Origin of the sequence: Sphingopyxis sp. HIX (genome assembly GCF_001468285.1) — a bacterium.
Classification (GTDB): domain Bacteria; phylum Pseudomonadota; class Alphaproteobacteria; order Sphingomonadales; family Sphingomonadaceae; genus Sphingopyxis.
The window spans coordinates 270,545-289,273 of record NZ_LNSB01000001.1 but is presented as its reverse complement, the minus strand read 5'-3'; the positions used below and the strand labels follow the sequence as shown (position 1 = coordinate 289,273).

Here is an 18,729-nt window from a genome sequence, read left to right as displayed (position 1 = left end):
TCTATCTTGCGCGTGTGAGAGTCAAGCCGGTTTTCCGGACAGGAAGAGTTTTAGCCAATCTTGAAAGAGGACGCGCGTAGCCGGTCCGGTGAAAAAGACGTGGACCGCTACGGCGGCGAGATATCTGCCGGTCCTAGATAGGCGATGTCGATCTTGCCGACATCCGTGGCTACCACAGCCCGGAGCAAACCGATCCGGTCTGGATTAAGCGCAGCCTGGAGGGTGCCAAGCGGCGCGGCGTCGGCAGAAAGTACGCGGGGTTGCCCGCCCCAGTAATGAACTTGGACCGGTGTGCCCGGAGGCGGCGGCGCTCCAAGCCAGTTAACTGACGCCCAATAACGCCGATCAGCCCAGGTGCGGTTGTCAGCGGGCATGAAGCTGTTTGTGAACTCCGTCCAGATCGCCTTCGTCTCTGCGGTAGGCCAGTCGGGCAGAGCGCTCCAGGCGGCGACGGCGTCCGAATTGAGCCATTCCCGCAGCTCCTGTCCCGTCGTGAAGGTCGCTGCGGTGTCGGTGACTGCCTTGATCGCGGCAAGCCGCGAGTTGAAGCCGGCTTGGATCAGGATCGAGGCTGACCGATTGAGCGTGCCGGTCTCCACCGCAGGAACTGCTGCGCCAAGTTCGTGATCCTCCAGTAGAAGATCGAAAACGCCGACCGTGTCACCGTTGGCGGCCGCCCGAACGCGGATCGCCTCCATCGCCCAAGGCAGGCGATAGACGAGGCCACCCTCTACAAATTGCAGGGTCTCAGAGGCCTGCGCTGCGCCCAGCGCCGCGAGCGGTTGGCCAAGCAGCCATGCGCGCAGGATGTCGCGCCAGTTCGCCGGCAGGGGATCGGGGGTGAAGGGATAGAAGGCGAAAACCCGTTCGGCGAGGCCGGCGATCGCAGTGATCGCCCCCTCGGTGTCTCCTTCGAGGATCGCGCCATTAGCTTGGATCAGGAGAAGATTGGCGTCGGCGGCGATGGCATCGAGCGCATGGCCTGTCGTCAGCCCAACCCCCGCGAGGAAGTAGCCGCGTCGTCCGGCGGCCGTCGACTGACTCCAAATGAGTCGGCTGCGGGACACGAGGCCGGCCTTCAGCACCTGTCGAACCTGCAGGTCCTGGCGCTGCAGACGGCGGTGCCACAGTGAGGATTGGAGGATGTCGTGGAGGGCCGTCTCGATGCCCTCATCGGGAATGTCGTTTTCCCCGATGAGGCTCAAGATCGCCGTATCGAGCGTTGCGACATGTCGTTCCCAATCGGCGAGCGCGCGTTCGCGTTCTTCGGGCTTCTCGTTTGCGACTTCCGGGAAAGTCCAGGCGGCCGCGTTGTTGACGACGTACTCGACCAGCTGATTGAGGTCGCCGCCGATGCGCGAGCGCATTCGCGTCAACAGCATCGCGACAAGCCGCACGAGGCCGCTTTCCATCTCGCGCGCGCCGAGGTCGGTGATGAGGGCTTCCCAGTTGCGCCGCTTCTTGGCGATCTCGTCGAACATGGGGAAGAGAACGATGCCCTCGACATCGACATAAGCGCGGCCCGCGCGGCCGATGACGTTCTTGAACTCGCTGATCTCAATGCGCTCGCCAGCCCGGTGAAGGGAATACATGACGACGGCGGTGGCGGAGAGGTTGAGGCCCTGCGCCAAGGTCGGAGATGAGATCGTGACCTTGAGAACATTCTCGCGTAGCAGGCGCTCGACCTCCTTTCGATAGGCGGTGGGGAGTGCGCCATGGTGAAGGGCGACACCGAGGCGAAGGCATTTCAGGATTGCGCTATCGGCGCCCAGCCATTCCTCACCAAGCGCAATCGCCGTGTTCAGAAGGTTCGGGTCGGCCTCGAGCAAAGAGCGCAGGGCGCCGCGCTCATGCAAATCGACGATGACGTCCGCAAACGGCTCGACGCTGCGCCGCTCGGGGCAGAAGATCAGGACCGTCTGACCATCATCGACTAGCCGCCAGGCCGTCGCAAGGCAGAGTTCGCGCTGGTCGTCGGGAAAGAGACGGGTGCGCCGGCGCTTCGGCGGAATCCAGTTGGGTGGGGCCGCACCGGTGAGAAACCGCTGGACCCAGGGCCGCTCGTCGCCAACCCGCAGGTTGAGCCGCGCCGTTGGCGACGTCCAAACCACTTCACCGAACCGCAGCCGGGTCGGCCGCCAATCGTTCTTGATCAGCCCGCCCGGGTGATCGCGCCGCAACCAGGCGGCAAAGTCGTCGAGCTGGTCGCCATCTGGCAGGATCGCCGAAAGGCAGACGATCCGTCGCTCCTGCGCGTCCGGGCGACGAAGAAGCCGCTGGATCTGTACCTCGTAACGGACCTCACGCTCGTTGGGGCCGATCATATGCCCTTCGTCGAAGACCAGCAGACCGACATCGTCAAGGAGCGAGGGGTCGTTGCGCAGGGCGAAGTCGAGCTTCTCCGGCGTCGCGACCACGATGTTGCGCTCGCGGATGGCGTCCTCGTCGAAGCCGCTGACGCCGATGCTGCCATATAGGGCCGAGATGGTCTTGCCGAGCGGGCCGAAGGTCCGCTGCAACGTGGTCTCGGTCTGTGCCGACAGCGCGCGCAGCGGGGTGACGAAGACCACCCGCTTGCCGCCCGCTAGGCACCTTAGAATGCAGAGTTCGGCGATGCGGGTCTTGCCGGCGCTTGTCGGCAGCGACACGACCAGGTCGTCGGACTGGTCGGCCGCCCGAGCGGCCGCCTCCGTCTGCGACGGCCAGAGGTCGATTTCCGCTTTCGGGCGACGCTGCAGTAATGCGATGAACAGCTCGCGCAGCGGCTGCCAGTCGGCTGCGGCACCACCGGCCGGCTGAAGCGGAACCCTCTCGTGAAAGGTGCTTGACCAGAGATCCGAGAGGAGGTGGATCGCGACGCGATGCGCCCACCATTGCGGCAGCATGTTCATCTCGCTGCAGATCGCGAGGCTGGTGCGAAGCCGTTCGAGCGCTTGGTCGATCAGCGGCCGCTCGCCCCGTTCGAGAGCGAGCAGGAAGAGCGACATGGCGGCCATGAAGGCATCGGTGAGCGCGATATCGAGACCGTCGAAAAGGAAGTCGTTGCCGTCCTCGGGCGGGGCGGCAACGGCTTCGGCCTGATCGAGCTGAGCTTGGATGCCTGCGGCGATGCGTGCGTCGCTGCCTTGGCCGGAGGCGCGATAGTCGAGGACGCTGGAGCGCAGGGCGCCGAAATTGCGGCGCATCAACTGCGCGAGGGCCCGCTCGACCGGCGAAAAGTTCTCGTCGGTCTCGACGATGGCGAGCAGCGAATATGCGCGTGCCGACAGATGGGCGAGGTGATAGGCCCCAGCGGCCATGACGAAATGGAAGTCGCGATCGACCTCCTGGCGGTCGCCCTTGGCCATCACGGCTTCAAGCGCCGTGGCCGCCTGCTCGAAGGCGGTGCGCGCCTGGGCAGCGTCGCCGCCAAAGTCGCGAAGGCGCAAGCCAAGGCCCAGCAAGGCATAAGCGTAAGAATGAAGATCGTAGCTCAGTTGGGGCGCGAAGGCCGGTGCGTCGGCCGGAAGAGCGCCATCGCGCCAGATGATCGCGCGGGCCTGGCCGCGTGCGATCAGCCGCCCCCGGAAGCCGGCGGTCGCCGCTTCGGCGATGTCGGCCGCGATCGCTTCAGGGGTTGTTGGCATCGGCGATCACTCGATCATAAACCGCGCCGATGAAGGCGGCGTGCCCGTCGATGTATAGCCCAATGCCCCATTGGTTGATGGCGCCGGGATAGGCTTGAAGGGAAGCGGTCAGCAGCGCCTCGGGCGCGTTGCCGGAAAATGTGAATAGCAAATGCTTGACGCTCTGCGGCGGAATACCGTGCTTGAGTAGCGCGTCGTCGATCGCATCCGCCAGCGGCAGATTATCGAGTTCAAGCAAGCGGGCCGAGATAAAGGACAGGGCGTGCGCCGAAGGCAGTCCGCCGTCCTTGTCTAGGCCAGCACGCGCGTCGGTCAGGACCTGGCCGGTGAGCGTGGCACGGCTCTTCGCTTCGGTCTTTAGGAAATGCAGGCGCTGCGACTGGGCGTCCTGCAGGATTCCGATCACGTCGTCGCCGCGCATCGCCATGTTCCGATGGTCCTTCCAACGCAGGCGCTTGATCGGAGCTCGGTAGCCGCCGCTATGCGCGTCGATCCATTCGGTCGCGTAGATCTCGCCAAGGTCGCCAGACCGGATTTGCTTGGTCGTCGGCAGTTTGCCTTCGATCAGCGCCGCAGCGGCGGGCTTGCCGAGCCTGGCGAGCGCGCGCGCCAATTGTTCTTCCGAGGCGTAGTGCGCGGGTACGATGGCGGCAGTCGCTTGAATGCCGGTGGCGAGGCTCGCCGCCTGTCCGGTCATCACCCGGCGATGGTGTGTCCCTACCGGCCCATCGACAGAGACGCACCAGTCATTGAACTGCGCCATCCTCGTCCCTCCCGGTCATTGAGGAAAGAGGTCGCGGACGCGCATGAACGGCGAGCCGGTTTCAGCGGCACGGCGCACCTTGCGTTCGAGAACTTGGGTGAGTGGGAGTTCACGGTCGAGCATCTCGTAGAGATCGAGCCCGTCCATGCAGATGACGCGCTTGCCGCGCCCGAAGGCCGAAAGGCCCTCTTCAGTGAAGCCGCTGTTGCTGACGAACAGGCCGCGGGTCCAGGCGGCCTTTTGCTCGATCTTGCCATGGAAGGTGTGCAGCTCGGCGACGCCCATCGGCTGGCCGTGCCACTTTGCCTCGACAAGGTAGGTCTCGCTTCCGAGTTGGAAGCTCCCGTCGATCTGCTCTCCCCGCAGCCGAAAAGGCTCTTGGGCCGCGAGGCCAAAGGCGTCGAACAGGCCTTTCAGGAATCCTTCGAAGGCATAGCCGCGCGCATGAGGTGCGAGCGTGGTGACGCGAAGGAGGTCGGACTTAATCTTCGCGACCGCTTGCCGATCGACAGGGGGAGGCGACGGGCTCGCCGCAGGACGTTGGGGTGAGGCGCCGCCAGAAAGGCGGTTTATCAGTCCCTGATACCGCGCCTCCGCATTCGCGACGGGGTCAGCTCCGCCCGACCGGGCAAGATATTCGGAGCGATGCTCCCAGAGCGCGGTCAAGGCGCGGACGGCTGTCGAATCGTCGCAGGTCTGCAAGAAATAGCGCAGGCGCTTGCCCTTTGACCCTCCATTGGCCGAGTATTTCGGATCGTCTATGTTGACCTTGAGCTCTGAGGCAAAGAAGTCCGAGAAGCTGGGATCGGAGAAATCCAGCACGAAGCCGGGACCCCGGACGAAGTCGACGAGGTCGTCAATGAGGCGCAGGTCTATTGATCTAATCGAACTGATGTCCTTTCTCCCCAGCGGACAGCTTTGAGTTAGCTGTTGATCGTTTTTTCAAGCGCGGCAATTCTCGCGAGTACGTCGTCGAATGAAAGCGGTGTCTGGTCAAACATCATCGGCATCATCGCCCGATAATCGGCTCGCAGATCTTTGGCCCGAGCGCCGTCCGGCATGAGCTGGAGCGTGCCTGGCCGTGCCGTTTCGTAATTGGCCCAACCCGAACGAAAGAACGTGGCTTTGTGGCGCGCCACCTGCACCAGCAAACCGAGATCGGCAGCGGCGGCTTGGCCGTCGTCCGTCTCGAGAAGCATGGCGAGGTCATAAAAGTGCCGCGAGAAATACAGCGGCGTGGGTGACCCGGCGGGGCGATGCGCCTCCGCATGGAGCGCGGTCGCCTTCTCCCAGAAGGTCCGCCTCGCTGACAGCACGGTCACGCTGGTGTCGGGATCGGTGAAGAAGTCTGGATAGTCGTCGGCCGCGTAGGGGCGGATGACTTTCTCCTCTGTCGGCCAGGGATCGCCGCGCGCGCCGAGCTCGAATTTCACGCGCGGCGTGATGTAGGCCATGCCTTCGTATTCGGCGGTAGGCAGCGCGGTCGGATAGTGGAAGTTGACGGTCTGCGCGTCACCGGCGTCTATCTCTAGCGACCACTCGCTTTCGGTCGGCTCACCGAGTTGTTCGACGATCGCGGCGCGAAGCGCTGGCAGAAGTCGCTCGGCGATGTGCTGCTCGACATCGCTGACTAGGTCGTCGATCAGCCGAGCCGCCTGCTTCTTGCTGATCCCCTCCTTATCGGGGTCGCGCTCGCCGGTGTATCCGAGTTCGGCACGGTCGAACGACAAGTCGATGTCCTCGGAGAATCGGCGAATAGCGTTGAACGCTTTGGAGAGCGACGTGCCGCCCTTAAAAACGAGGGTTGCCGTGGTGCCCTTCGGTAGACCGAACAGGCGCTTCAGGCTCCAACATACCCAGAAGTCCTTTTCGATGATCGTATTGGCGACGCCCCGCCCGGCGCCGGTCTCCCCGAAAAGAGCTGCACGATCGTCGGTGGGAAGGCGGGCGACATCATCCATCGATATCGGCCACCGCTGCGTGGGCAATCGAGACGAGCGTGGGTCGCATCCAGGCGGGCGCTTGAACGGCGGTTGAGGCCAACGTCTTCTTGTCGTTGGCCGAAAGCCGGCGCGCCGCGACCTGCGCGACGTCAGCCGCCCGAACGGGGCCGACATGACGAAGCGCCTGAACCACCGTCCCGGCGGGGCTGCCCGGTGCGATCAGATGCTTGGGCGAGGCGTGACGAAGGTCGACGACGCGCTTTCCCAGCACGACGCGCCGCGACGGGCCGTCGGTCAGATAAGTGCTTTGTGCCGGGACCTGGGTCGAAAGGCCGAGCGCGTTCGCTGCGCGCGCTCCGGAGATCTGCACCTGCGAGCCGGTCTCCCGCGCAAGAGCGTGGGCGACATCGTCCGGCGCGGGTGACAACGCCCCAAGTTTCGGGTGCAGCTTGGGAAAGTCGTAAAGCCCACGCGCAAGCCGCCGGAGCTGTCCGCCCTTCACTAATCGGGAGAGTGCCTGATCGACAGAAGAGCGGGCGGCAACTGTGAGGAAGTCGCTAGGCGTGAAGACGCTGCCACGTCCGCTGGCGCGGACGCGTTTCATGAGCCGGTCGGGGACTGAGGCGTTTAGCGTCTTCATATGTCAGAAAATAAGGCAAGTTTTTCTGACATGCAAGTGGCGGCATTCCTCGTCTAGAGTGCGACCGCCACTTGCTAAGCATTACGCCGCGGCGCGTTGCTCGTCATTCGCCGCGCCGGCAGCGTCCGGTGCCGCAGCCTGCTGCAAGAAGCGAGCGAGTGCTGCGCGCCGAGAATCCCGATCCACGGCATAGGCAGTTTGTTTGAATTCAATGCCGTCTAGGAGGCCTTGGATGTAGCCGGAGATGGTATCAGCGGCCATGATCAGCGCCGTGTCGAGCGTGTGTATGTAGTTGCTGGTGACGGAGCCCTTCGAATGGCCGACCAGAGCAGCGATAGTGACCTCGGTAAAGCCGAGATCGTTTGCAATGCTGGCAAAGCTGTGCCGCAAGACGTGTGGTGTGATGTCGGCTAGCGGCGTTGCTTTGAAGATCTGGTCCCAGTGGTTAGGAAGGCTTCCGAACGCGTTGTCGTCGCCGTGTCCAGGAAACACGTAGGTTCCTGAGCGAGTTCTCCGGCTAGCTTCCAGGTATTCAACGACCGGTAGGCCGATCGGACGGATTGAGCCTCCTTCCTTGCTGTCAACGAGGCGGAGGCAGCTCGCGCTCGTGTCGGCTTCAGACCAAGCAAGCGTGACCATCTCCGTGCGGCGGCATCCTGTCAGCGCAAGCTGGCGGATGATGTCGACCGATAGCTCATACTTCTCATTTTCAGCAGCCTGCGTGAGAATTTCGCCGAGCAACCGATATTCGGCCTCGCTCAGCCGTCGTGCGCGCACGTTGTCCTTCGGCCGCCTCACACCGTGCGCTGGATTGGTATCGATGATGCCAGCCTCGACTGCATAGGTCAGTATTCCACCAAAAAGTCCGATGGTGCGCGTTGCCGTGCCCGCTCCACCTCGCACGATAGCGCGACCGCGAAGCTTCCTCGTCTTGACGCTGCAGCGGGTCTTGCCGGCCATGATGTCCTTCAGGGCCTTCGTGATGTCCGCTTTCACCAGATCCTTGACCCTATGCGTACCAAGCAGAGGAATGATGTGGCGCTCGATGCGCCCCGTGTCGGAGAGAATGGTGCTGGCTTTCTTGGGGCGCCCGCCCTTTCCAAGAATGAGGCCGGCTTTAAGATCGGCGACGTAAAGGTCACACAGTTCCTTAACGGTAATCGCTTTGCTGTCGAGCTGCTTCTCTTCGGCCGGGTCGTCGCCTTGAGCGATCCTGCCCAACTGGACCTTCGCCTCTTGGCGAGCGCGCTCTGGTGTCCAGACGCCGTGCAATCCGATTGTGAAGCGACGCGACCGCTTGCCGAGCCTGTACTGGATGACATAGCTGCGCTTGCCGGATGCGAATACTCGGAGGCCAAAGCCGGGCAGTTCGTCGTCCCAAATGACGTAATCTTTCGCGCGACTGTCCGCGGCGTCGACGACCCGTTTCGTGAGCTTAGGCATGGGCTTCCTCCGACCCTAGCGTTTCCTCTCGCGTAAGCACCACGTAAGCACGCGGGCGAAAACAGTGGCGGGGAGAAGAGTAGCTTTGGCGGAGAAGAAATGCAAATTGTTTAGCGTTTACAGGGAGATAGGCGGACATCGGCGGCTCCTTGCGCTTATTGGCGGAGCTAGCCATATTCCCTCCGAAGGCAGAGGCCAGGGGTTCGAATCCCTTCGGGTGCGCCATTTTCCCAATGATTTTGGGCAATCCTTACCATTTTATAGGGCATGAGAGTGGCCCCCCCCGGGGCGGGTGGCATGTGCCGGCGGCCGGCGGCATCCCTCGCGGTCGCAAACTCCTCCCATTCTACGATCCCGCTGCTAAGGAAGGTCCGGAGCCGGCGGGCGTGCGGCGCGGGCGGCTGCTGGCGCTGGGACAGGAAACGCTCGAGGGGATCGCCAGCGAGCATGGCAAGACGGTGTCGGCGGCGCGGCGCGAGCCGACCGTCGGGGGAGATGGTTGATGAGCCTGAAGGGTCAGTCCCTCGAACTATTCTATGTCGATGGTCATCCCGACGGCATGGTTACGGCGGAACTCTACAATTGGACTGGTCATGTTCTGATGGTCCCGCGCACCCAGCTGGGCGATGCGCTGAAGCGGTCGGAGCCAAAATGCACGGGCGTCTATATCCTCATCGGTGACCGCGACGGCACGCCCTTCGCCTATATCGGCGAAAGCGACGATGTCGGCGGTCGGCTGAAGAACCACGACGTGAAGAAGGACTGGTGGAACAGCGTAATTTTCATCACTACCGCGGGGGACAAGTTGAACAAGGCCCATGTCCGGTATCTGGAGGCCCGCTTGATTGCGGAGGCTCGGGGGATTCGGCGGGTCGAACTTGAAAACGGCACGGCGCCTCCCGTGCCGAAGCTCGCCGAAGCCGACGCGGCCAAGATGGAAGCGTTCATCGAAAATCTGCTGATCGTGCTTCCCGCCGTGCGCGTCGACATGTTTATCGAGCGCACGAGGCCGGCGACGAAGGGTGCCGGTGCCGGAGTCATTCGGATCGCCGGGCCTTCGGGCCAGGTTCCACAATTTTTTCTGGAAACGAAGAAGCATGGTCTGCGCGCGAAGGCGTTTCTGGAGGCGGGGGAATTTGTCGTGGAGGCGGGCTCATTGGCGCGCCTCGACTGGGAAGGGGTCGGCTCGGAAGCGACGAGCTACGGCCAGCTCCACGCGGAGCTGAAGCGCTCGGGCGTGCTCAGGCCGGACGGCGCGCGCAGCGTCTTCGCCGAAAATTACGCGTTCAAAAGCCCCAGCGCTGCCGCGGCGGTGGTGAACGGTCGTCCTGCCAATGGCACGATCGAATGGAAGAATGAACAGACGGGACAGACCTATAAGGAGTGGGAAGCCCGAAACCTCGCCGCGGGTGAGCAAGGCGCGCCCGCGCAGGACGCCGCCGGCGCCTGAATGGCTGGTGCGATAGGCCGCGCGCGTCCCGATAGGCCAGCCCTGCGGCGAGCGGTGGATCGGTGTCGAGCCGTTGCCCGGGACGTCGTCGAGGGCGAAGCGGCCCCCGATCCGTTCGCCATGCTAGCGGCGGGCGATTCTCAGCGGCACTTGCCATATCCCGCGCCGCGCACCGCGCGGCCGGGGGTGGCGCCGGTGGGTTCGCCGTCCTTGAGCGCCGCCACGCCGTTGACGAAGACCTCGCGCACCCCGACCGAATATTGGTGCGGGCTTTCGAAAGTCGCGCGGTCGGCGATTTTCGCGGGGTCGAACACCACGACATCGGCATAATAGCCGGGTTTGAGCGCGCCGCGTTCCTTGATGCCCAGGTTCGCCGCGGGCATCGCGGTCAGCCGGTGCACCGCTTCCTCGAGCGAAATGAGCTTCTCGTCGCGGACGTAGCGGCCGAGCAGGCGGGCAAAATTGCCGTAGGTGCGCGGATGCGCGCCCGATTTCAGGAACACGCCTTCGGTGGCCTGCGACGCCGCATCCGAACCGAAGCTCATCCACGGCAGCTGGACCTGCTTGCGCACATTATCCTCGGACATCAGGAAATAGACGGTGCCGACGCGCGAGCCGTCTTCGACGACGAGGTCCATCGCGGTCTCCTCGGGCGACTTGCCGCGCATCGCCGCGACCTCGGCGAGCGTCTTGCCGGTGAGCGGCTTGAGCTTCTCGTTCTTGAAGCCCGACAGGATCATCTTGTCGGCGCCCGCGCCGATATAGAGATTTTCCCAGTCGCTCCCCGGCTTCTGCATCTCGGCGGCGACGCGCACGCGGATTTCGGGATCCTTCAGCCGCTCGATCCACGCCTCGAGCCCGCCCGCCTGCACCCAGGTCGGCATCGCGGCGTCGAGCCCCGTCGCCCCCGCGGTGTAGAGATACATGTCGGTGGTGATGCGCTGCCCCGCGGCGCGCGCAGCCTCGATCTTCTGCACGACCGAATCCAATTTTCCCCAATTGGCGCGGCCCGCCATTTTGAGATGATAGATTTCGGCGGGCGCGCCCGAGCGGCGCGAGATGTCGATCAGCTCGTCGACCGCTTCCTCGAGCCGGTCGCCCTCCGAGCGCATATGGCTGATATACATGCCGCCGCATTGCGCCGCCTCGCTGGTCAGCGCGACGAGCTCGTCGGTCTCGGCATAGGAGCCGGGGGCGTAGATCAGCGAGCTGCCGACGCCGAGCGCGCCCTCGTCCATCGCCTGCCGCACCAGCGCGCGCATCTTGCCGAGCTGCTCGGGGGTCGGGTCGACATCGCCTTCGCCGAGCTCGTGCACGCGCACCGTCGCGGCGCCGACGAAGCTCGCGACATTGGTCGCGACCCCGCGCTTCTCGAGCCAGGAGAGATAATCGCCGAGGCTGGTCCAGCCGATGGCATATTTGATATCGCCCTGCCGCTCGGTCTCCTGCCGCTTCATTTCCGCGTTCATCGGCCCCATCGACCAGCCCTCGCCCATCACCTCGAGCGTGACGCCCTGGCGGATGTCGCTCTGGCTCCTGGGGTCGGCGATCAAGGATTCGGTCGCCCAGCTCAGCATGTTGATGAAGCCCGGCGCCACCGCCATGCCCGCAGCCGCGACCTCGCTGCGACCCTTGCCCGCGACGGTACCGACCGCGACGATACGGTCGTCCTTGATCGCGACGTCGCCCGTCACCGGCGCCTTGCCCGACCCGTCATAGATCGTGCCGCCGCGGATGACGACGTCATAGGCGGCGTCCTCGGCCGCCTGCGCCGCGGTCAGCGCGAACAGGCTCGCCACCAGCGCCAGCGACCCCGCGATCCGCCGTCTGTACGCCATGTCTCTATCTCCCTGCTGCCGTGACCGAAATCTCATCCTGCCCCAAGCCCGTGCGGCTGGCCATAGGCGCGTGCGATTATCAGGCTTGATCACGCTGCGCCGCCGCGCCAAGGGCCTTGCGACGAAACGACGGGAGGAAGCCTTGATCAAGACGCGCATTACCGAGAAGTTCGGCATCGAAACCCCGATCCTGATGGGCGGGATGACCGGCGTGGGATACGGCCCGCTCGTCGCCGCGGTCGCCAATGCCGGCGCGCTCGGCTTCATCACCGCGCATATGTATCCGACGGGGCAGGCCTTGTTCGACGAGATCGAGGCGACGCGCAAGCTGACCGACAAGCCCTTCGGCGTGAACCTCACGCTGCTGCCGTCGATCAACCCCATTCCCTATGACGAATATCGCGAGGCGATCATCGCGAGCGGGATCAAGATCGTCGAGACCGCAGGCCGCGCCCCGACCGATCACCTGCCGCGCTTCAAGGAAGCCGATGTCACGGTGATCCACAAATGCACCTCGGTGCGCCACTCGGTGTCGGCGGTGAAGAAGGGCGTCGACATGATCAGCATCGACGGCTTCGAATGCGCAGGACACCCCGGCGAGGACGATGTTGGGCTGGTCGTGCTGCTGCCCGCGACGGTCGACGCCTTGCCCGACGTGCCGATCGTCGCCTCGGGCGGCATGGCCGACGGGCGCAGCCTGGTCGCTGCGCTCGCATTGGGCGCCGATGCGGTGAACATGGGCACGCGCTTCTGCGCGACGGTCGAGGCGCAGATCCATCAGAATGTGAAGCAGCGCATCGTCGATGCGACCGAGACCGACACGGTGCTCGTTGGCCGCACGCTGCGCAACACGGCGCGCGTCGCGAAGAATGCGGTGTCGGACGAGGTTGCTGCGATCCAGCGCGACCCGACCAAGACCTTCGACGATGTCCGCCATCTGATGGCGGGCGTGCGCGGGCGCGAGAATGTTCTGCGCGACGGTGACGTCGATGGCGGCATCTGGACCAGCGGCCAGAGCCAGGCGCTGATCCACGACATCCCGACCTGCGCCGAGCTGGTCGCGAATATCATGCGCCAGGCGGAGGAAGTGCGCGCGAAGATCGCGGGCTAGCCACTCAGGCGGCTGGTTCCTGCCAGCCGCCGCCCAGCGCGAGGAAGAGCGACACGAGGTTGGTCGCGCGCTGTTGCTCCGACTGCGCGATGCTCGCGTTGATCGCCGCGAGCGAGCGCTCGGCGTCGAGCACGACCTGGAAATTCTCGCGCCCCGCCTGATAGCGCAGCCGCGCGATGCGCGCCGCCTCGCCGGCCTCGGCCGCCGCGCGGCGCAGCGCCGCCAAGCGGTCGAGCTCGCCGGCATAATTGGCGAGCGCGCTTTCGCTTTCCTGCAAGGCGCTGAGCCATGCGCCATCGAAGGTGGCGAGCGCGGCGTCGGCGCCGGCCTCGGCCTGCTTCAGCCGCGCGCGCGCGACCTCCATATTGGGGAAGTTCCACGAGATCAGCGGCCCGAGCGAGAAACGGAAGCCGTCCGACGAACCCAATCCCGAGATCGAGTTCGCGGTCGAACCGATCGACCCGCCGAGGCTGATGCTGGGGTAAAGGTCGGCGGTCGCGACATTGACGCGCGCGGCGGCGGCGGCGAGCTGGCGCTCGGCGCGGCGGATGTCGGGGCGGCGCGCAAGTAGTGAGGCGCCGTCGCCCACCGGGATTGCGCGGTTCAGCTCGGGCGGCGCCTGGCACGCGAGCACCGCCTGCGGCGCCTCGGCGGGCGGCTTGCCGGTGAGCACCGCGAGGCGGTAGAGCGCCGCCGAGCGCTGCGCGGTGAGCGACGGGATCGCCGCGCGCGTCTGTTCGAGCAAGGCGCCCGCCTGGCCGGTCTCGAGCCGCGTCGCGCGCCCGCCTTCGAACAGGCGGCGCGTGAGGTCGAAAGTCTGCTCCTGGATGCGCAAAGTTTCTTCGGCGACCGCGATCTGGCGGTTGAACGAACAGACGTCGGTATAGGCGCGCGTCGTCTCGGCGGCGACGGTGATGCGCGTGAGGTCGAACGCCGCCTGCACCGCCTCGGCGTCGGCGCGGCTGGCGCGGATCGCGCTTTCGACGCGCCCGAACAGGTCGACCTGATAGCCGACGTCGAGCCCGACGTCATAGGTCTCGCCCTCGACCGACCCTGCCCCCAACGGATTGCGCTGGCGGGCATAGGTGCCGCTGGCGCTGACGCTGGTCGTCGGCAGGCGCCCGGCGCGCGATTCGCGCAGCACCGCGCGTGCCTGCGCCAGATTGGCGGCGGCGACGCGCAGGTCGGTGTTCGCGGCCAGCGCTTCGGTCACCAGCTGGTCGAGCAGCGGATCGCCGAACAGGCTCCACCACGGCCCCGGCGGCTGCTCGCCGCTGAACGCGGGCGACTTGCCCGCCTCGAGGAAGGGCGTCTGCGACGGCGCCGCGGGCACGGGCGAGACATAGCGCGGGCCGACGGTGCACGCCGACAGCGCGAGCGCGCTGGTGGCGGCGATCAGGATCGTACGGGTCATCAGATAGTCTCCACCGGCGCGTCGCTGTTCTTGTTCCGGTTGCGCCGGAACCAGCGGTTCGCCCGGTCGCCGAGGCGGCGGCAGAGGACGTAGAAGAGCGGGGTGAAGATCAGCCCGAAGATCGTCACGCCGATCATGCCGAAGGTCACCGCGGTGCCCAGCGACTGGCGCATCTCCTGCCCCGGCCCCGACGCGGTGGCGAGCGGGATCACGCCGAAGATGAAGGCGAAGCTGGTCATCAGGATCGGGCGCAGGCGCGAGCGCGCCGCATGAACGGCAGCGTCATACTTGTTCATCCCGTCCTCTTCCTCGGCCTGCTTGGCGAATTCGACGATCAGGATCGCATTCTTCGCGGCGAGCGCGATCAGCACGACGAGGCCGACCTGCGTCAGGATATTATTGTCCATGCCGCGCAGGTTCACGCCGATCATCGCCGCGAGAATGCACATCGGCACGATCAGGATCACCGCGAGCGGCAGCGGCAGCGATTCATATTGCGCCGCGAGCACGAGGAAGACGAAGACGACCGCGAGCAGGAAGATCAGCACCGAACTGCTCCCCGCCGCCTTCTGTTGATAGGCGAGGCCGGTCCATTCATAGGCGAAGCCGTTCGACAAAGTCTTGTCGGCGAGCCCCTCCATCGCGGTCAGCGCGGTGCCCGATGACACGCCTTGCGCCGCCTGTCCCTGCAGTTCGACCGCGGGGAAGAGGTTGTAGCGAACGACGCGCGTCGGGCCGCTGTCGTTGCGGAAGGTCGCGACCGACGACAGCGGGACCATCTCGCCCGAGGTCGAGCGCACCTGCAGCCGCCCGACATCCTCGATATTGGCGCGCGAGGTCGGTTCGGCCTGCGCGGTGACGCGGAAGGTGCGACCGAGGAAGTTGAAGTCGTTGACGTAGGTCGAGGCGAGATAGGTGCCGAGCGCCGAATAGACCTGGCTCGGGTCGACGCCCAATATCTGCGCCTTGTCGCGGTCGACATCGGCGAAGATGCGCGGGGAGCCGGTGTTGAACAGGGAGAAGACCTGCTGCACGTCCTGCATTTGCGCCGCGCCGCCCATCATCGCGCCGGTGACCTGCTCGAGCTCCTTGTAGCTCTGCCCGCCGGTTGCCTGGAGCATCATCGTGAAGCCGTTGCCGTTGCCGAGGCCCTGGACGGCGGGCGGCGCGATGACGAAGGCCTGCGCCTCGGGCAGCGCGTTCGCGAGCACGCCCGACAATTGCTGCGACAGCGCCGCGGCGGATAGCTTGCTGCCGCGTTCGTCCCAGTCGGTGAGCTTGACGAACATCGTGCCGGCGTTCGAGGCGCTTGAGAAGCTGGCGCCGTCGAGCCCCGCGAAGGTCGCTATGTTTCTTACGCCCTCGATCTTGGTGACTTCCTTCTGCGCGCGCTCGAGCACTTCGCTGGTGCGGTCGAGCGAGGCACCGGGGGGCAGCTGGACGACGCCGATCAAAATGCCCTGATCCTGGTCGGGGATGAAACCCGTCGGGGTGTCGACGAGCCGCCATCCGGTCGCCGCGAGCAGCACCGCGTAGATGGCGAGCATCACACTCGTCTTGCGCACCAGCGACGCGGTGGTGCGGCCGTAACGGTCGGATAGCTTGTCGAAGCCGCTGTTGAACTTGTCGGCGGCGGTGCGGAAGAAGCGCGCGACGCGGTTCTTCGGCGCTTCGTGATGCGCCTCGTGCGGCTTCAGCAGCAGCGCCGCCATCGCGGGCGACAGCGTCAGCGAGGTGAGCAGCGAGAAGACCGTCGCCGCGGCGATCGTCACCGCGAACTGCTGGTAGAAGATGCCCGGGATGCCGGGGACGAAGGCGGTCGGCACGAACACCGCGACGAGCACGAGGCCGATCGCGATCAGCGCGCCCGACACCTCGTCCATCGTCCGGTGCGCGGCTTCGCGTGGGGACAGGCCTTCGCGGATATGCTTCTCGACCGCCTCGACGACGACGATCGCGTCGTCGACGACGATGCCCACCGCGAGGACCAAGGCAAAGAGCGAGAGCGAGTTGATCGAGAAACCGAGCGCAAGCTGCACCGCGAAAGTGCCGACGAGCGCGACCGGAATCGCGACGATCGGGATGATCGCCGCGCGCCAGGTCTGCAGGAAGACGAGCACGACGAGCACGACGAGGAAGATCGCCTCGACCAGCGTTTCCTGTACCGCGGTGACCGACGCCTCGACATATTCGGTCGGGTTGTAGGGGATCGAATAGGCGACCCCCGGCGGGAAGTCCTTCGACGCCGCCTCGACCTCCTGCAGCACCAGGTTCGCCGCGTTGAGCGCATTGGCGCCGGGCTGCTGGATCACCGCCATGCCGACGCCCTTCTGGCCGTCGAAGGTGCCGCGGATGCCATAATCCTGCGCGCCGAGTTCGACGCGGCCGATGTCCTTGATCCGCGTGATCGCGCCGTTGGTGGTGTCGGTCTTGATCACGACATTGGCGAATTCCTCGGGCGTGACGAGGCGCCCGGGGACCTGCACCGGCAGTTCGAAGGCGGGATTGCCCTTGCCATAGGGCGGCGCGCCGACCGAGCCGCCGGCGACCTGAACGTTCTGGCTCTGCAGCGCGGCGACGATTTCGGGTGCGGTCAGATTGCGCGCGGCCGCCTTGTCGGGATCGATCCAGATCCGCATCGAATAGAAGCCGCCGCCGAAAATCTGCACCCCGCCGACGCCTTCGAGGCGCAGCAGCCGGTCGCGCAGCGTCGAGTTGGCGTAATTGCCGACATAATCGACGTCAATCGCGGGATCGGTCGAGGTCAGCGCGACGATCATCAGGAAGCCCGATTCCTGCTTGTTCACCTGCACGCCGATCTGGCGCACCTGTTCGGGCAGCCGCGGTTCGGCGAGCGCGACACGGTTCTGCACCAGCACCTGCGCGGCATCGAGGTCGGTGCCCGGCTGGAAGGTGACGGTGATCTGCGCCTGCCCCTGCGTCGACGAGGATTGCAGGTACAGCATGTCCTCGACGCCGTTGATCTCCTGCTCCAGCGTCGCGGCGACGGTCTCGGCGATCGTCTCGGACGAAGCGCCGGGATAGGCGGCAGTGACGCTGATCGTCGGCGGCGCGATCTCGGGATATTGCGCGAGCGGAAGCTGCGGATAGGCGAAGGCGCCGATCAGCGTGATGAAGATCGCGATGACCGCCGCGAAGATCGGGCGGTCGACGAAGAAGCGGCTGAAATTCACTTCGCCGCTCCCGCCTTTGCCTCACCTTTCGCGGGCGGCGGGCCCTTGGGCATGATCACCTTGCCGTCGGCGCCGATGCGGCCGGCCTGCACCTTGGCGGGCTTGCCCGGCATCGCGCGCTGGATGCCGCCGACGATGATGCGGTCCTTCGCGGTCACGCCCGAGCGGATCACCTGCAGATTGCCGATCACCGGGCCGAGCTGGACCGGGCGCGCCTGCACCACGTCCTTGGGTCCGATGACGTAAACGACGCGGCGCGGGCCGTCGGTGACGATCGCGGTGTCGGGCAGCAGGAAGGCGGCGCGCGGCGCCGAGGCGGCGAGCTGGAGCTGGCCGAAGAGGCCGGGGCGCAGCGCGCCGTCGGGGTTCTGGACGACCGCGCGCACGGTGATCGTGCCCGACCCGTTCGACAGCGCATTGTCGACGAAGTCGATGCGCCCGCCGATGCTGTAGTCGGCCGCGCCCTGCAGCTTGATGCGCACCGGCGATCCGACGAGCGTGTCGCCGCGGCGCTCATATTCGAGCAGGCTCGCCTCCGATCCCTGGAAGCTGAAATGGATGGGGCTGGTCGACACCACCGTGGTCAGGATCGTCTGGTCGGCGGTCACCGCATTGCCCGGGTCGACCAGCCGCTGCGACACGCGGCCCGAAATCGGTGCGACGACCCGGGTAAAGCCGACGTTGAGCTCCGCGGCGCGGATCGCGGCGCTCGCGGCGGCGACGTCGGCCTCGCTCGTGCGCACCGCGGCGCGGCGCTGCTCGACCTCTTCCTGGCTCGCGGCCTGCGACTTGGCGAGCGTCTCGCTGCGCGCGAGCTCGGTCTTTGCATTGGCGAGCGTCGCCAGCGCGCGGGCGCGCTGCGCGCGGGCCTGGTCGAGCGCGGCCTGTGCCGGGCGCGCGTCGATGGTGAAGAGCAATTGCCCCGCGCGGACGTACTGGCCGTCGGTGAAATGCGCGCGCTGGAGATAGCCCGAGGCGCGCGGGCGCACCTCGACGCTGTCGACCGCCTCGAAGCGGCCGACATAATCGTCCCATTCGGTGATTTCGCGGACCAGCGGCGGCGCGACCGTCACCGGCAACTGCGGCGGACCGCCCTGCTCCTCGCCGCCCGAACAGGCGGCGAGCGTCAGCAAACAGAGAATCGAAAGCGCAAGAAGGTGGCGCAAGGTCATGGGGCTGGTCTTTTCTTTTTTCAGGGCGGTCCGACACCGCGCGGCAGGGAGGGGGGAGGCGCCGCGCGATGCCAGATCTTGCCGACTAATCTGCATCAGCGCCTAAGTCAACAGGTGTTGATTTAATTCTCAGCC

The 18,729-nt window shown here is 65.7% G+C and carries 12 protein-coding genes; 2 read left to right on the top strand and 10 right to left on the bottom strand.

Features of this window, described 5'->3' with window-relative positions; genetic code table 11:
• Positions 1–107: 107 nt before the first annotated feature.
• The 6 genes from ATE62_RS01255 to ATE62_RS01230 form a co-directional block, all read right to left on the bottom strand.
• Positions 108–3,626, bottom strand: a complete 3,519-nt coding sequence (locus ATE62_RS01255; protein WP_058454231.1) for a DEAD/DEAH box helicase — start codon at positions 3,624–3,626, stop codon at positions 108–110.
• Positions 3,610–4,389: a Hachiman antiphage defense system protein HamA gene (locus tag ATE62_RS01250; RefSeq protein ID WP_027297292.1), complete on the bottom strand. Its 780-nt coding sequence runs from the start codon at positions 4,387–4,389 to the stop codon at positions 3,610–3,612. Before ATE62_RS01250 ends, ATE62_RS01255 begins: the two co-directional genes overlap by 17 nt.
• A 15-nt stretch (positions 4,390–4,404) precedes the next feature.
• A complete protein-coding gene (locus ATE62_RS01245) occupies positions 4,405–5,211 on the bottom strand; it encodes a restriction endonuclease (protein ID WP_037251215.1) in 807 nt (268 codons plus the stop codon).
• A 101-nt stretch (positions 5,212–5,312) separates the two neighbouring features.
• The gene (locus ATE62_RS01240; RefSeq protein WP_058454230.1) at positions 5,313–6,350 is read right to left on the bottom strand and encodes a nucleotidyl transferase AbiEii/AbiGii toxin family protein; all 1,038 of its coding nucleotides are present in this window, start codon (positions 6,348–6,350) and stop codon (positions 5,313–5,315) included.
• Positions 6,343–6,972: a DUF6088 family protein gene (locus ATE62_RS01235; RefSeq protein ID WP_197410210.1), complete on the bottom strand. Its 630-nt coding sequence runs from the start codon at positions 6,970–6,972 to the stop codon at positions 6,343–6,345. The genes ATE62_RS01240 and ATE62_RS01235 overlap by 8 nt, the downstream gene beginning before the upstream one ends.
• An 81-nt stretch (positions 6,973–7,053) precedes the next feature.
• Entirely contained in the window at positions 7,054–8,415 is a 1,362-nt protein-coding gene (locus ATE62_RS01230) for a tyrosine-type recombinase/integrase (protein ID WP_058454229.1), read from the bottom strand.
• A gap of 502 nt (positions 8,416–8,917) precedes the next feature.
• Here ATE62_RS01230 and ATE62_RS01225 point away from each other — a divergent pair.
• The gene (locus ATE62_RS01225) at positions 8,918–9,865 is read left to right on the top strand and encodes a GIY-YIG nuclease family protein (RefSeq protein ID WP_058807893.1); all 948 of its coding nucleotides are present in this window, start codon (positions 8,918–8,920) and stop codon (positions 9,863–9,865) included.
• Between the two features lie 140 nt (positions 9,866–10,005).
• Here the strand turns inward: ATE62_RS01225 and ATE62_RS01220 are convergent, their stop codons facing one another.
• Positions 10,006–11,703, bottom strand: coding sequence for an N-acyl-D-amino-acid deacylase family protein (locus ATE62_RS01220; protein WP_058807894.1), 1,698 nt, complete (start codon positions 11,701–11,703; stop codon positions 10,006–10,008).
• A 142-nt stretch (positions 11,704–11,845) separates the two neighbouring features.
• On the opposite strand from ATE62_RS01220, the gene ATE62_RS01215 reads away from it, so the two are divergent.
• Complete coding sequence (locus ATE62_RS01215; protein WP_058807905.1) at positions 11,846–12,814, top strand: NAD(P)H-dependent flavin oxidoreductase; 969 nt, start codon at positions 11,846–11,848, stop codon at positions 12,812–12,814.
• Positions 12,815–12,818: 4 nt separating this feature from the next.
• Here ATE62_RS01215 and ATE62_RS01210 read toward each other — a convergent pair whose 3' ends face one another.
• The 3 genes from ATE62_RS01210 to ATE62_RS01200 are packed head-to-tail and all read right to left on the bottom strand — an operon-like array spanning position 12,819 to position 18,594.
• Positions 12,819–14,228, bottom strand: a complete 1,410-nt coding sequence (locus ATE62_RS01210) for an efflux transporter outer membrane subunit (RefSeq protein WP_058807895.1) — start codon at positions 14,226–14,228, stop codon at positions 12,819–12,821.
• The gene (locus ATE62_RS01205; RefSeq protein ID WP_058807896.1) at positions 14,228–17,422 is read right to left on the bottom strand and encodes an efflux RND transporter permease subunit; all 3,195 of its coding nucleotides are present in this window, start codon (positions 17,420–17,422) and stop codon (positions 14,228–14,230) included. The genes ATE62_RS01210 and ATE62_RS01205 overlap by 1 nt, the downstream gene beginning before the upstream one ends.
• Positions 17,419–18,594 carry an efflux RND transporter periplasmic adaptor subunit gene (locus ATE62_RS01200; RefSeq protein ID WP_058807897.1) on the bottom strand — a complete coding sequence of 392 codons (1,176 nt, stop codon included), beginning with the start codon at positions 18,592–18,594 and terminating at the stop codon, positions 17,419–17,421. Before ATE62_RS01200 ends, ATE62_RS01205 begins: the two co-directional genes overlap by 4 nt.
• Positions 18,595–18,729 lie beyond the last annotated feature (135 nt).